Annotated in this window: 12 protein-coding genes; 8 read left to right on the plus strand and 4 right to left on the minus strand. The window is 63.3% G+C overall.

The window, feature by feature from the left end:
* The first annotated feature begins 1 nt into the window (after window position 1).
* The 7 genes from CD932_RS21535 (at window position 2) to glpK (ending at window position 7,540) form a co-directional block, all read left to right on the plus strand.
* The gene (locus CD932_RS21535; RefSeq protein ID WP_254926705.1) at window positions 2-1,093 is read left to right on the plus strand and encodes an ABC transporter ATP-binding protein; all 1,092 of its coding nucleotides are present in this window, start codon (window positions 2-4) and stop codon (window positions 1,091-1,093) included.
* Window position 1,094: 1 nt separating this feature from the next.
* Window positions 1,095-2,186, plus strand: coding sequence for an ABC transporter ATP-binding protein (locus CD932_RS21540; RefSeq protein ID WP_094444838.1), 1,092 nt, complete (start codon window positions 1,095-1,097; stop codon window positions 2,184-2,186).
* The gene (locus CD932_RS21545; RefSeq protein WP_094444839.1) at window positions 2,187-3,056 is read left to right on the plus strand and encodes a carbohydrate ABC transporter permease; all 870 of its coding nucleotides are present in this window, start codon (window positions 2,187-2,189) and stop codon (window positions 3,054-3,056) included. It begins immediately after the preceding gene.
* Window positions 3,056-3,859: a carbohydrate ABC transporter permease gene (locus CD932_RS21550; protein WP_094445311.1), complete on the plus strand. Its 804-nt coding sequence runs from the start codon at window positions 3,056-3,058 to the stop codon at window positions 3,857-3,859. Before CD932_RS21545 ends, CD932_RS21550 begins: the two co-directional genes overlap by 1 nt.
* Window positions 3,860-3,890: 31 nt before the next feature.
* Complete coding sequence (locus CD932_RS21555) at window positions 3,891-4,166, plus strand: DUF2160 domain-containing protein (protein WP_094445312.1); 276 nt, start codon at window positions 3,891-3,893, stop codon at window positions 4,164-4,166.
* Window positions 4,167-4,240: 74 nt separating this feature from the next.
* The gene (locus CD932_RS21560; protein ID WP_094444840.1) at window positions 4,241-5,971 is read left to right on the plus strand and encodes an ABC transporter substrate-binding protein; all 1,731 of its coding nucleotides are present in this window, start codon (window positions 4,241-4,243) and stop codon (window positions 5,969-5,971) included.
* A 75-nt stretch (window positions 5,972-6,046) separates the two neighbouring features.
* Window positions 6,047-7,540: a glycerol kinase GlpK gene (gene glpK / locus CD932_RS21565; protein WP_094444841.1), complete on the plus strand. Its 1,494-nt coding sequence runs from the start codon at window positions 6,047-6,049 to the stop codon at window positions 7,538-7,540.
* Between the two features lie 4 nt (window positions 7,541-7,544).
* On the opposite strand, the gene CD932_RS21570 is transcribed toward glpK, so the two are convergent.
* Window positions 7,545-8,096 carry a YdcF family protein gene (locus CD932_RS21570; protein ID WP_094444842.1) on the minus strand — a complete coding sequence of 184 codons (552 nt, stop codon included), beginning with the start codon at window positions 8,094-8,096 and terminating at the stop codon, window positions 7,545-7,547.
* A 26-nt stretch (window positions 8,097-8,122) separates the two neighbouring features.
* Window positions 8,123-8,755, minus strand: a complete 633-nt coding sequence (locus tag CD932_RS21575; protein WP_094444843.1) for a cysteine hydrolase family protein — start codon at window positions 8,753-8,755, stop codon at window positions 8,123-8,125.
* 95 nt (window positions 8,756-8,850) lie between these two features.
* Here CD932_RS21575 and CD932_RS21580 point away from each other — a divergent pair, with 95 nt between their 5' ends.
* On the plus strand, window positions 8,851-9,864 hold the full coding sequence (locus CD932_RS21580) for a GlxA family transcriptional regulator (RefSeq protein WP_094444844.1): 1,014 nt from the start codon (window positions 8,851-8,853) through the stop codon (window positions 9,862-9,864).
* Here CD932_RS21580 and CD932_RS21585 read toward each other — a convergent pair.
* A complete protein-coding gene (locus CD932_RS21585) occupies window positions 9,798-11,195 on the minus strand; it encodes a chemotaxis protein CheW (protein WP_094444845.1) in 1,398 nt (465 codons plus the stop codon). The two genes, CD932_RS21580 and CD932_RS21585, sit on opposite strands and share 67 nt — an antisense overlap.
* Before the next feature lie 2 nt (window positions 11,196-11,197).
* Window positions 11,198-12,919, minus strand: a complete 1,722-nt coding sequence (locus CD932_RS21590; protein WP_094444846.1) for a PAS domain-containing methyl-accepting chemotaxis protein — start codon at window positions 12,917-12,919, stop codon at window positions 11,198-11,200.
* Window positions 12,920-13,256: the final 337 nt, after the last annotated feature.

Raw genomic sequence — 13,256 nt, forward strand, 5'->3', positions numbered from 1 at the left:
CGTGCAACTTGATTTGAGCGAGATCAGCAAGCAGCAGGGTGCTGACACTTATCTGTATCCGATGTCGCTGGCGCTGGTGCCGGGCGCCATCAATGTCCTGCTGGGTACTACGCGTGCCGGCAAGACCACCCTGATGCGCGTGATGGCAGGGCTGGACAAGCCCACCGCCGGCAAGGTGGTGGCCGATGGCGTGGACGTGACGGGCGTACCCGTCAGCCGGCGCAATCTGGCCATGGTTTATCAGCAATTCATCAATTACCCCGCGTTTTCCGTCTACGACAATATGGCCTCGCCCTTGCGCCTGCGCAAGGAGCCGGAAGCGCAGATCCGCAGCAAGGTGCTGGCGCTGGCCGAGCGCCTGCATATCACGCCCTACCTGGAACGCCGGCCCGGCGAATTGTCGGGCGGCCAGCAGCAGCGCACGGCGCTGGGACGCGCGCTGATCAAGGACGCGTCCCTGCTGCTGCTCGACGAGCCGCTGGTCAACCTCGACTACAAGCTGCGCGAGGAATTGCGGCGCGAGCTGACGGAACTGTTTTCCAGTGGCAGCACTACCGTGGTCTATGCCACCACCGAGCCGCTCGAAGCGCTGCAACTGGGCGGCCATGTAGCCGTGCTGCACGAAGGCCGCTTGCTGCAGCAGGGCCGCACGCTCGACGTCTTCAACGCGCCCAACAGCATCGCCGTGGCGCGCACCTTCAGCGATCCGCCGATCAACCTGATCGCCGCGCAACTCGATGCGCAAGGCGTGGCGCAGGCCGCCGACGGCCTGTCCATCGCCTTGAGCGCGCAGCAACTGGCGGCCGTGGCCGGCCAGCGGCAAGTCACCCTGGGCGTGCGCGCCCACAGCCTGCATCTGGCGCCGCAGTCCGGCACTGACCTGGCGATCGCGGCGCAGGTGGACCTGGCCGAAATCAGCGGCTCGGAAACCTATGTCCACGCGCGCCGTGGCGCGCTGGCGCTGGTGGCGCAGCTCGCTGGCGTGCACGACCTGGACATCGGCAGCGCCTGCACCTTGTATTGCCAGCCGCAATCACTGCTGATCTTCGGCGCCGATGGCGCCCTGTTGTTCGCCCCACAGGGAGGTGCCTGAGATGGCGCGCATCGAACTCGTTGACCTGGCGCACGCCTACAAACCGCATCCTTGCGCACCCACCGACTATGCGCTGCGGCCGATGAGCATGAGCTGGCAGGATGGCGGCGCCTACGCCTTGCTGGGGCCGTCCGGCTGCGGCAAGACCACCTTGCTCAATATAATTTCTGGCCTGGTCAAACCGTCGCACGGCAAGGTGCTGTTCGACGGCAAGGACGTGACGCAACTGCCGACCGAGGCGCGCAATATCGCGCAGGTATTCCAGTTCCCCGTCATCTACGACACCATGACCGTGCACGACAACCTGGCTTTTCCACTGCGTAATCGCGGCTGGAAGGAAGCCGAGGTGAAAAAGCGCGTGCAGCAGGTGGCGCAGATGCTGGAATTGTCGGGCGACCTGAAAATGCGCGCCAGCGGGCTGTCGGTGGACGCCAAGCAAAAAATCTCGCTGGGCCGCGGCCTGGTGCGCCCCGACGTGGCGGCCGTGCTGTTCGACGAACCGCTGACGGTGATCGATCCGCACCTGAAATGGCTGCTGCGCCGCAAACTCAAGGAAATCCACCACGAACTGAAACTCTCGCTGATCTACGTGACCCACGACCAGGTCGAAGCGCTGACCTTTGCCGACCAGGTGGTCGTCATGACCCAGGGCGAAGTGGTGCAGACGGGCAGCGCGCAGGCGCTGTTCGAAGCGCCCGAGCACACGTTTGTCGGCTACTTTATCGGCAACCCCGGCATGAATCTGCTGGAATGCAAGGTAGAGGACGGCCAGGCGCGGGTGGCCGGGCAGGCGCTGGCCTTGTCCGAGGCGGCGCGCGCGGCGCTCGCTGGCGCGCAGGGCAAAATCACGCTGGGCGTGCGGCCCGAGTTTGTCGAATGCCTGGCCATGGATCAGGCAGGCGACGATACCGTGGCGGCCACTGTGCTGGCGGTGCGCAATATGGGCACGCACTACCTGGCCGAGTTCCGGCTGGGCGAGGCGACGGTTGCGGCCAGGCTGCGCGCTATTGATGCCAGCGCGGGCGACTGCGTGCGGCTGCGCTTTGCACGCGCGCGTACCTTGTACTACCTTAACGACAAACGGGTGGCTTGAATGAAAACCGATAACAACCGTGCCTGGTTTTTGATATTGCCCGTGCTGCTGTGCGTGGCGTTTTCCGCGATTTTGCCGTTGATGACGGTGATTAATTATTCCGTGCAGGATATTTTGAGTCCCACGCAAAAAGTCTTTGTCGGCACCGAATGGTTCCGCATGGTGATGCAGGACGGCGACCTGCACAGCGCCTTGCTGCGCCAGCTGCTGTTTTCCGGCTCGGTGCTGGCGATCCAGATTCCACTGGGCATTTTGATCGCCCTGTGCATGCCGGCCGACGGCTGGAAAGCCTCGCTGGCCCTGGTGCTGATCGCGCTGCCGCTGTTGATCCCCTGGAACGTGGTCGGCACCATCTGGCAGATCTTCGGCCGCGGCGATATCGGGCTGATGGGTTATACCCTCAATGCGCTGGGCATAGACTATAACTACAACGGCAATTCGCTCGACGCCTGGCTGACCGTGATGGTGATGGATATCTGGCACTGGACGCCGCTGGTGGCCCTGCTGTGCTATGCGGGCCTGCGCGCGATTCCCGACGCCTATTACCAGGCGGCGCGCATCGACGGCGCCTCGCGCCTGGCCGTGTTCCGCTATATCCAGCTGCCAAAACTGCGCAATGTGCTGATGATCGCCGTGCTGCTGCGCTTCATGGACAGCTTCATGATCTACACGGAGCCGTTCGTGCTGACTGGCGGCGGGCCGGGCAATGCCACCACCTTTTTGTCGCAATACCTGACGCAAAAAGCGGTGGGGCAGTTCGACCTGGGGCCGGCCTCGGCCTTCTCGCTGATTTACTTCCTGATCATCCTGCTGTTCTGCTTTGTGCTCTATACCTGGATGCAACGTGTTGGCACGGGAGACCAGAAATGATGCAGCATAAACTCAAGAGCCTGGTATTGGTCGCCTTTTTGTTCGCCTCCATGTTGCCGATCTACTGGATGCTGAACATGTCGCTCAAGACCAACGAGGAAATCGTCGGCGTGCTGAGCCTGTGGCCGCAGCAACTGACGTTTGCCAACTACCACACCATCTTTACCGACCCGTCCTGGTACAGCGGCTATATCAACTCGATGATCTATGTGGCGCTGAACATGGTGATGTCGGTCACAGTCGCCTTGCCGGCCGCGTATGCCTTTTCGCGCTACAATTTTGTTGGCGACAAGCATCTGTTCTTCTGGCTGCTGACCAACCGCATGACGCCGCCGGCCGTGTTCCTGGTGCCGTTCTTCCAGCTGTATTCGACCGTGGGACTGATGGACACCCACCTGGCCGTGGCGCTGGCGCACATGGTGTTCAACGTGCCGCTGGCCGTGTGGATACTGGAAGGCTTCATGTCGGGCGTGCCCAAGGAAATCGACGAGACGGCGTATATCGACGGCTACAGCTTTCCGCGCTTCTTTATCCAGATCTTCCTGCCGATGATTAAGTCGGGCGTGGGCGTGACGGCCTTCTTCTGCTTCATGTTCAGCTGGGTCGAACTGCTGCTGGCGCGCACCCTGACGTCGGTCAACGCCAAGCCGATTGCCGCCACCATGACGCGCACGGTCTCGGCGGCAGGCATGGACTGGGGCGTGCTGGCGGCGGCCGGCGTGCTGACCATCGTGCCCGGCGCGCTGGTGATCTGGTTCGTGCGGCATTACATCGCCAAGGGTTTTGCCATGGGGAGGGTGTGAGATGGAAAACAATAGCGATAGCACCGTCGGCCTGTTCGGCTGGATGGCCTGGACGCCGGAGGTGGCGATCTTCTTCATTTGCATCGGCCTGATGCTGGCCGGCATGACGATCTGGCAGATCCGCTCGCCCAGCATCGAACGAAAAGGTTTTTTGCCGATGCCGACCACGCGCGGCGACCGCCTGTTCGTCGGCCTGCTGGCGGCGGCCTACGTCAACCTGGCCTGGGCCGGTTTTACCGAATTTCAACAAACCATAGGAGCGGCGATCAGTTTTGTTTTATTGTTGGTAGTGATGCGTTGGGGATAAGTCGTAGAAGTAGTCGTAGATAAATGCACTGGCTGGTGCTACTGGCCGGATGACAACTATAAAGGAGAATCACGATGAAATTGAAGTACACGGTCTTTGCGGCGGCAGCCGCCTTGTTGCTGTCGAACACGGCGCTGGCCGACGTCAAGCAGGCGCAAACCTGGATCGACAAGGAATTCCAGCCATCGAGCCTGAGCAAGCAGCAGCAGCTCGACGAAATGAAATGGTTTATCGACGCCGCAGCCAAGCTGAAAGCCAAGGGCATCAAGGAAATTTCCGTGGTGTCGGAAACCATCGACACCCACGTCTACGAATCGAAGACGCTGACCCGGGCCTTCGAGGAAATCACCGGCATCAAGGTGCGCCACGACATCATCCAGGAAGGCGATGTCGTGGAAAAGCTGCAGACCTCGATGCAGTCGGGCAAGAGCATCTATGATGGCTGGATCTCCGACTCCGACCTGATCGGCACCCACTACCGCTATGGCGCCGTCGAGCCGCTGACCGACTATATGGCGGGCAAGGGCAAGGAGTTCACCAACCCCGGCCTGGACCTGAAAGACTTTATCGGCATCAGCTTTACCACCGCGCCCGACGGCAAGGTCTATCAATTGCCCGACCAGCAGTTCGCCAATCTGTACTGGTTCCGCGCCGACTGGTTTGCGCGCAAGGACTTGCAGGCCAAGTTCAAGGCCAAGTACGGCTACGAGCTGGGCGTGCCGCAGAACTGGTCCGCCTATGAAGATATCGCCGACTTCTTTACCAACGATGTGAAAGAAATCGACGGCAAGAAGGTGTATGGCCACATGGATTACGGCAAGAAAGATCCGTCGCTGGGCTGGCGCTTTACCGATGCCTGGCTGTCGATGGCTGGCGCCGCCGACAAGGGTATTCCGAACGGCATGCCGATCGATGAATGGGGCATCAAGGTGGCCCCCGACAAGTGCACGCCCGTGGGCGCGTCGATGTCGCGCGGCGGCGCCACCAATTCGCCGGCGGCCGTGTTTGCGCTGACCAAATATATCGACTGGATGAAGAAATATGCGCCGCCGCAAGCGAACGGCATGAATTTCTCGGAGTCCGGCCCGGTGCCGGCCCAGGGTGAAATTGCCCAGCAGATTTTCTGGTACACGGCGTTTACGGCCGGCATGGTCAAACCGGGCTTGCCGGTGGTGAACAAGGACGGCACGCCGAAATGGCGCATGGCGCCGTCGCCGCACGGCCCGTACTGGAAAGACGGCATGCAGAATGGCTACCAGGACGTCGGTTCCTGGTTCCTGTTCAAATCCACGCCGGACGACCGCAAGGCCGCCGCCTGGCTGTACGCGCAATTCGTCACCTCCAAAACCGTGTCGCTGAAAAAATCGATCGTCGGCGTGACGTTCATTCGCGACTCCGATATCCGCCACGATTACTTCACCAAGCACGCCAACGAATACGGCGGCCTGATCGAGTTCTACCGCAGCCCGGCCCGCGTCGCCTGGACGCCGACCGGCAACAATGTGCCCGATTATCCGAAGCTGGCGCAGCTGTGGTGGAAAAACGTGGCCACCGCGATTACCGGCGAAAAAACGCCGCAGGCGGCGATGGACAACCTGGCCGAGGAAATGGACCAGGTCATGTCGCGCCTGCAGCGGGCCGGCATGAAGGCCTGCGCGCCGAAGCTGAACGCCAAGGGCGACCCGAACCAGTATCTGTCGGACAGCCACGCGCCATGGAAAAAGCTGGCCAATGAAAAACCGAAAGGAGAGACCATCGCCTACGATAAACTGCTGCAAGCCTGGAAAGAAGGCAAGGTGAGGTAAGGCCGCGCCGTCATGAGGGCGCAAGCAGACCACGGCTTGCGCCTGTTTTTACCGGTTTTTTTGTAGTACCAGACAATGACTAAATATATACTCGCTGTAGACCAGGGCACCACCAGTTCGCGTGCCATCCTGTTTGACCATGCCGGCCACTTGCACGCCTGCGCCCAGGGCGAATTTCGCCAGATTTTTCCGCAGCCTGGCTGGGTAGAGCACGACGCGAACGAGATCTGGGACTCCCAGCTGAGCGTGATGCACCAGGTCATGCGCGACAGTGGCGTGGCCGCGACCGACGTGGCCGCCATTGGTGTCACCAACCAGCGCGAAACCACGGTGCTGTGGGACCGTGCCACGGGCCAGCCGGTGGCCAACGCCATCGTCTGGCAGGACAGGCGCAACGCCGCGTTCTGCGAGCAATTGCAAGCTGAAGGCAAGGCCGAACTGATCCAGCAAAAGACCGGGCTGGTGCTGGACGCCTATTTTTCCGCCACCAAACTCAAATGGCTGCTCGACAACGTCCCCGGCGCGCGCGCGCGGGCCGAACGGGGCGAGCTGGCTTTCGGCACGGTCGACAGCTGGCTGATCTGGAAACTGAGCGGCGCCCACCTGACCGACACCAGCAACGCCTCGCGCACCATGCTGTTCAATATTTACACCCAACAATGGGATGCCGACCTGCTGGCCCTGCTCGACATACCCGCCTCGCTGCTGCCGCAAGTGGTGCCATCGAGCGGCGTGGCCGCGCACACGCATGCCGAGTTGCTGGGTGTGTCGCTGCCGATCGCCGGCATCGCGGGCGACCAGCAGGCCGCCACCTTCGGCCAGGCTTGCCTGCAGCCGGGCATGGCGAAAAACACCTACGGCACCGGCTGCTTCATGCTGATGAATGTCGGCAAAAAGCCGCTGCCCTCGAAAAACCGCTTATTGAGCACGGTCGGCTGGCGCTTGGGCGATGGCCCTGACAGTACCGATTATTTGCTCGAAGGCAGCGCCTTTGTGGCCGGCGCGGCCGTGCAATGGATGCGCGACGGCCTGGGCATCATTCAACACTCGTCCGAAGTCGAAGCGCTGGCCACCAGCGTGCCCGACACGGGCGGCCTGGTGTTCGTGCCGGCGTTTGCCGGCCTGGGCGCCCCCTACTGGGACCCATATGCGCGCGGTACCCTGATCGGTATCACGCGCGGCACCGGCCGCGCGCATATCGCGCGCGCCGCGCTCGAAGGCGTGGCCTACCAGAACGTCGACGTGCTGTCGGCGATGCAGAAGGACGCCGGCATTGCATTGAGTGAATTGCGCGTTGACGGCGGCGCGGCCCGCAACGACATGCTGATGCAGTTCCAGTCCGATATCCTCAACGTGCCGGTGGTGCGTCCCGAGGTGACGGAAACGACGGCGCTGGGCGCGGCCTACCTGGCCGGCCTGGCCGTGGGCTTCTGGAGTTCACTGGAAGAAATCGCCGCCCAATGGCGCGTGGCGCGCCGTTTCGAGCCGGCCATGGCCGATGACGAACGCTTGACCCGCCTGCACAAATGGCAGCGCGCGGTGGAGCGCTCGCGCGACTGGAGCGAATGAGGTTTTACTTTTTCAGGTAATACACCGCGTAGCCGACGGCTTCGCGCGGTGTCGAATACAGGTCGCGCAGCTCGGCATAGGGTGCGTGTACCTGGGCGCTGACGGTGACGCCGGCGCGTTCCAGTGCCAGCCGCAAGCGCGGCACATGAAAATACTGCGTGGCCACCATGGCGGTCCTCAAGCCGTGCGCATGCAGGTAGCTGGCGGCATTGTTCGCCGTCGCCTGCGTGGTCCAACCCTGCTTGTCTTCGATAATGGCCGCAGCCGGCACGCCCTGGCGCTGCAAGTAGCCGGCCATGGCGGCGGCCTCGTCAAAGCCTTCCTTGCCGGTGCCGCCGCTGACGAAAATGCGCGGCGATTGTCGATCGCGGAATTGTTTTAGTGCGACATCGAGCCGCGCCCGCAGGCGCGGGCCCGGCGTGCCGTCCGGCGCCACCGTATTGCCTGGCACCACGATCATGTCGGCCGGCGCGATCCTGTCATCGAGACCGGCGGCAACGATGGCCGCCGACCCCAGCAGCAGCGAAGCGGGAAAAATCAGCAGGTATTTGAGCATGGCGCATCATACCTGCCAAGCACCGTTCAAGTCTGGCGCGCGCGCTGGTTGGAAAGGAAAATATTGTCCTTTTCCAAGGGCAGGCCTTGCTTGACGGCCGTTAGCCAGTCGGCCGTGCTGGCCACGGCGGCGAAATTCGAATGGAAGACGGTGCTGTAGACGCGGTGGATTTCCTCGGCGCTGGCCTGGCCGGCCGCGTTGGCGTAGGGCAGGGAGCCGGTGGCATCAAACAGGAATTCCACAGCCAGGCCGTCGTGCGACGCCTGGTAGATGGTGGCCGCGTCGCAGTTATGCGTCATGTAGCCGACGATGGTCAGGGTGTCGACGCCTTTGCCGGCCAGCCACTCGCGCAAACCGGTGCCGACAAAGGCGCTACCCATGGTTTTATGGATGTGGTGGTCGGCCTCGATGGCGGCCACTTGCGGGTGCAACTGCCAGCTGTCGCTGCCCCTGGCAAACACGGGCGAGCCTTGCGGCGCGTCGTGCTGCACCACGATCACGGGCACGCCGGCGGCGCGGGCCGCCTGCATGGCGGCGGTGATATTGGGCAGGGAAAGCGCGACCGGCGGATATTCGATCGGCAACTGGCCCGTGAAGTATTCGTTCTGCACGTCGATCACCAGCAGGGCGCGGCGGGGGTGGGCGGTGGTGTTGGTCATGCTGTTTCCTTTCAAGGTGGACGATAGCGCCATTCTGGCCCGTTCGAGCCATGCCCGGCAGTGGCCTGAAGGCCTGTCTGCGATATAATCGGGCCATGCTCAGTCTACCCGCCGCCCGTCCGCTTGTCGTTGCCGTGATCGCCTATGAAGGCATCACGCCGTTTCATCTGTCCGTGCCTTGCCTGGTGTTCGGTACCCGCTTCGACGCGCCCGACGCTCCCCTGTTCGAGGTGCACGTCTGCGCCGCCGAAACGGCGCCATTTGCCACGGCGGCCGGCTTTGCCATCGTGCCCGCGCATGACCTGTCGCTGCTGGAAACGGCCGATATCGTGATCATGCCGTCCTGGCACGACGACTGCCGCGCGGCGCCCGATGCGCTGATGACGGCGCTGCGGGGCGCCTGCCTGCGCGGGGCGCGCATGGTGGGCCTGTGCCTGGGGGCGTTTCCGCTGGCGCAGGCCGGGTTGCTCGACGGCAAGCGCGCCGCCACCCACTGGGCCATGGCGGCTATCCTGGCCGCGCGCCACCCACACGTCATGGTCGAGCAGGAAATGCTGTATGTGGACGATGGCGGCATGCTGACCTCGGCCGGCGTGGCCGCCGGGCTCGATTGCTGCCTGTATCTGCTGCGCCAGCTGGCCGGCGCCGAACTGGCCAACCGCGTGGCGCGCCGGCTGCTGGTGGCGCCGCACCGGCAGGGCGGCCAGGCGCAATTCATCGAGCGGCCGCTGCCGGTGTCAAACAGCGAAGGGCGCTTTGCCGAGGTGCTGGCCCACGTGGGCGCGCATTTGAGCGAGGCGCACGGCATCGACGCGCTGGCCGAACGGGCCGCCATGAGCCGGCGTAACTTCACCCGCCATTTTCGCCAGGCGACAGGCACCTCGTTCAAGCAGTGGCTGCTGGGCCAGCGCCTGGCACATGCGCAAGGCCTGCTGGAAAAAAGCGCCATCTCGATCGATATGGTGGCGCAAGCGTCCGGTTTTGGCACGGCCCTGTCGCTGCGCCAGCATTTTCGCGCCGCGTTGCAGACGTCGCCATCGGCTTATCGCAAGCTGTTTTGCAACAGGACTGCGGGTGCGGTCAGCGTGGCCAGATCCAGCACCCGATAGCTGGCCTGCCCGGTGGCGGTATCGACCGTGATGACCGTTTGCGCCTCGCCGCCGAACTGGCGGTAAGAGAGTTTGAGGGCGGCATGGGCCGGCACCAGCGTGACGAGGTCGCGTACCACCAAGCCAAGCTGGCAGCCATCGTGTTCAAGCACGACGATGCGCTCGGTCGGCGCGTCTTGTGGACCGAGCGCGAACAGCGGCAGCGTGCGCCCCTGCCAGGGGCAACTGCCGTCGGCCGCGCCGGTGGCATTGAAGGTGGGCGCCTGCATGTCGGCGGGCGCAACGATGATGCTCACGATGGCGGCCATCGGCACGGCCAGTTCCACGCCTGCGTCGCAAACGATGTAGGCCTCGGCGCTGCGCTTGTCCGCCGCCGGCGCCGCAGCGGTGCTTGCACAGGATGCTTGCGGACAAAGCGCCATCAGCGCCCTGTCATCGAGCACCAGTTGCGGCGGGCCGGCCGGCGCGCTGATGGTCGCCGCCACCAGAGCGTGGCCGCAGGGGCCCGCCGTGCCGTACTGTATCTGCGCGCAGGAAAGCGTCGCCACGGCCAGCGTGCGCTCGATGCGCAGTCCCAGGCAGCGGCCATCGCGCTCCAGTACCGCCAGCAGGGGCGGCGCCGCCGCCAGCGCCGGCAGGACGCCGTCGAACATGGCGCCATTGAGGATATACACTTCGCGTCCACGCCAGCGGATCACTCCTGCCAGTGGGCCATTCCAGCCGAGCACGGTATCGAGGGGCGGACAAGGCAACACTTCGGCAACCAGCATCGACGGCAGCGCCACTACGCGGCCCGACAGCTCGAAGCTTGCCAGCGACAGGCTGTCGCCGGCTGCCGAGGATGGGCCTGGCAAGTCGATCGCGGCGTATGGCCCGGCCTTTTCACTCCACGCTTGTGCCCGGCGCATCAGGCGCTCGGGCTCGAGCAAGTTCAGTATCTTGTCGTCGCCGGCGGGGCGCGCCACGAAACGGAAAAAATGGTCGCCATCCTCGCTGTGGCTTACCTGTTCGATGTGGGCGGCCTCGATTTCCCGTACGCTGGCGATGGCGTCGACCGCCAGGGCCGCCAGGCGGCCATCGCCCGCCAGCAACACCACATAGGGACAGGCAATCTCGGCAGGTTGTCCAAGCCAGCAGCGCAGGTCGATCAGGGGCACTGCACGCCCCTGGTGGGAAAATACGCCGATCACGGGGCCTGTGCCCGCTGGCATGGGCAGCAGGTCGGCGGGGCGCGCCAGCGCATGGCGTACATGACAGGCCTCGATGCCCAGGTGCAGCGAGCCGATGCGTACCTGCGCATAAGGGCGTGTGACCGAGGCGGTAGCGGACATGATCAGGGCGCCGTAGCGGTGGATGCCTGCAGTTCCATCAGCAATTGCGTCACATGCCGGCTGGAATCGACCTGGGTTGCCGTTGCCTCGTCGATCAGGCCGATCGAGCTGGTGGTGTTATGCACCGACATGCGTATCTGTTCGAAGGACTGGCGCACCTGTTCGGACAGCTTGCCGGTCTGGTCGACGCGGCTGATGGTCGTCTCGATCAGGCGTGCGATATTGCGTGCGGCGGTCCCCGATTTTTCCGCCAGCTTGCGGACCTCGTCGGCGACCACCGCGAAGCCCTGGCCGTGCGCGCCGGCACGTGCGGCCTCGACGGCCGCATTAAAGGCCAGCAAATTGGTCTGGATGGCAATCTCGCTGATGGTATTGACGATCTCGTGCACATCCTGCGATGATTTCTGGATCTCCAGGATCGATTCGATCGACTGGCCCAGCAATACACGCCCCTGCTGGGCATGCTGCTCGGTCTGCTGAGCGATGATATTCGCATGCGCGGCGCTCTTGCCGATGCTGTCGATGGCGCCAGCGAGCTCTTGCATGACAACGCCCATGCCGGCGACGCGGCTGCTGATGGCCTGCTCGCGCCTGACTTGCTGCGTGATATCCATGGCAAACTTGACGACCTTGCAGACGTGGCCGTCGGTATCGAGTACCGGATTGTAGGTCGCTTGCAGCCAGATGGCGGCGCCGTGCTTGCCCAGCCGGTGGAAGCGGGCGCTCTTGAACTTTCCTTCGCCGAGATCGGCCCAGAAGTGACGGTAGTCTTCGCTCTGCACCAGTTGCGGGTCACAGAACATGCTGTGGTGTTGTCCTACCACTTCGCCCACCGTATAACCGACGGCGCGCAGGAAATTGCCGTTCGCCGCGAGAATATTGCCTCGCATATCGAATTCGATCACGCCCTGGGAACGGGCGATGGCGTCGATCTTGCCCGCCGTCTCCGAGCTCAGACGCTTGGCGGCGGTGATATCGGTGGCAAACTTGACCACTTTCAGCGGCTTGCCGTCGGCATCGAGAATGGGGTTATACGAGGCCTGTATCCACACTTCGCGTCCGTGCTTGTCGATGCGGCGAAATTGGCCGGACTGGAACTGGCCGCGTGCGAGATTGTCCCAGAACTGCCCGTAGTTGGCCGCGCCTGCATCTTCCTCGGTACAGAACAGGCGGTGATGCTGGCCGAGCAGCTCTTCCTCCTGATAACTGAAGGCACGCAGAAAATTGTCGTTGGCACGCAGGATCTGGCCGTGCAGATTGAACTCGATCACCGCCTGGACCCGTTCGATGGCCTCGATCTTGCCAGAAAAATCGAGTTGCGCGCGCATGTCGGCGCTGATGTCGTCGATCAGGGCAATGACATCACCGGCGTGTTCCCGATCGCCCGGCAACGGTATGTAGTGAGCCTGGACCCACAGCTCGCGGCCTTGCCGGTCCACGCGGCGGTATTTGCCGGACTGGGCCTGTCCTTCGGCCAGCAGCCGCCACAATTCCAGCCCCGCACCCGCGCGCTCCTGCGTGGACGGGCACAGCACATGGTGGTGTTGACCCAGCAGTTCTTCGCGCTGATAGCCGAACAAGTCCAGTGCAAGCTGGTTCGCTTCGCGGACGATGCCGTGCAGATCAAATCTCAGCAGCGCCTGCATGCCGCTCAGCGCCCTGACGAGGCCGGTGCTATCGATGTCGGCCCCAGGCACGCGTGGCATGGTTGTCGGGTAATTCATTGCGCTCTCCATTATCTTGATTGCCAGGCTGGGCCACACCGGCATGCTGACGCAGGCGGCGCGACGGCATAGGGCGGGGGACGGGGACACCAAGCCGTATCAAATTAAATTAATTTTCGATGATTTATTCAATATTATACGAATAATTTGAATTCATCGATAAATAAATCAAATTTTGATGCTGGCTGGACACACCGCTGGCGCCAGGCCCGGCATCGGCAGGCGCGATGGCTGGCATGAAAGGGCAGGGGCGCATGCGTGGTTGGGGGCGACGGCTCGGCCGTGCTCCGTCCGGAGGGGGATGTCGGGCCGATGAGGCAGGAAGCCTCATCGTGGC

Origin of the sequence: Janthinobacterium sp. PC23-8, assembly GCF_002250505.1 — a bacterium.
Classification (GTDB): domain Bacteria; phylum Pseudomonadota; class Gammaproteobacteria; order Burkholderiales; family Burkholderiaceae_D; genus Janthinobacterium.

What these genes read in the sequence shown, in the direction of transcription:
- CD932_RS21550 (WP_094445311.1), top strand. Translation starts at nt 3,056, where the DNA reads ATGCAGCATAAACTCAAGAGCCTGGTATTGGTCGCCTTTTTGTTCGCC.
- CD932_RS21545 (WP_094444839.1), top strand. Translation starts at nt 2,187, where the DNA reads ATGAAAACCGATAACAACCGTGCCTGGTTTTTGATATTGCCCGTGCTG.
- CD932_RS21560 (WP_094444840.1), top strand. Translation starts at nt 4,241, where the DNA reads ATGAAATTGAAGTACACGGTCTTTGCGGCGGCAGCCGCCTTGTTGCTG.
- CD932_RS21570 (WP_094444842.1), bottom strand. Translation starts at nt 8,096, where the DNA reads ATGCTCAAATACCTGCTGATTTTTCCCGCTTCGCTGCTGCTGGGGTCG.
- glpK (WP_094444841.1), top strand. Translation starts at nt 6,047, where the DNA reads ATGACTAAATATATACTCGCTGTAGACCAGGGCACCACCAGTTCGCGT.
- CD932_RS21585 (WP_094444845.1), bottom strand. Translation starts at nt 11,195, where the DNA reads ATGTCCGCTACCGCCTCGGTCACACGCCCTTATGCGCAGGTACGCATC.
- CD932_RS21540 (WP_094444838.1), top strand. Translation starts at nt 1,095, where the DNA reads ATGGCGCGCATCGAACTCGTTGACCTGGCGCACGCCTACAAACCGCAT.
- CD932_RS21590 (WP_094444846.1), bottom strand. Translation starts at nt 12,919, where the DNA reads ATGAATTACCCGACAACCATGCCACGCGTGCCTGGGGCCGACATCGAT.
- CD932_RS21580 (WP_094444844.1), top strand. Translation starts at nt 8,851, where the DNA reads ATGCTCAGTCTACCCGCCGCCCGTCCGCTTGTCGTTGCCGTGATCGCC.
- CD932_RS21575 (WP_094444843.1), bottom strand. Translation starts at nt 8,755, where the DNA reads ATGACCAACACCACCGCCCACCCCCGCCGCGCCCTGCTGGTGATCGAC.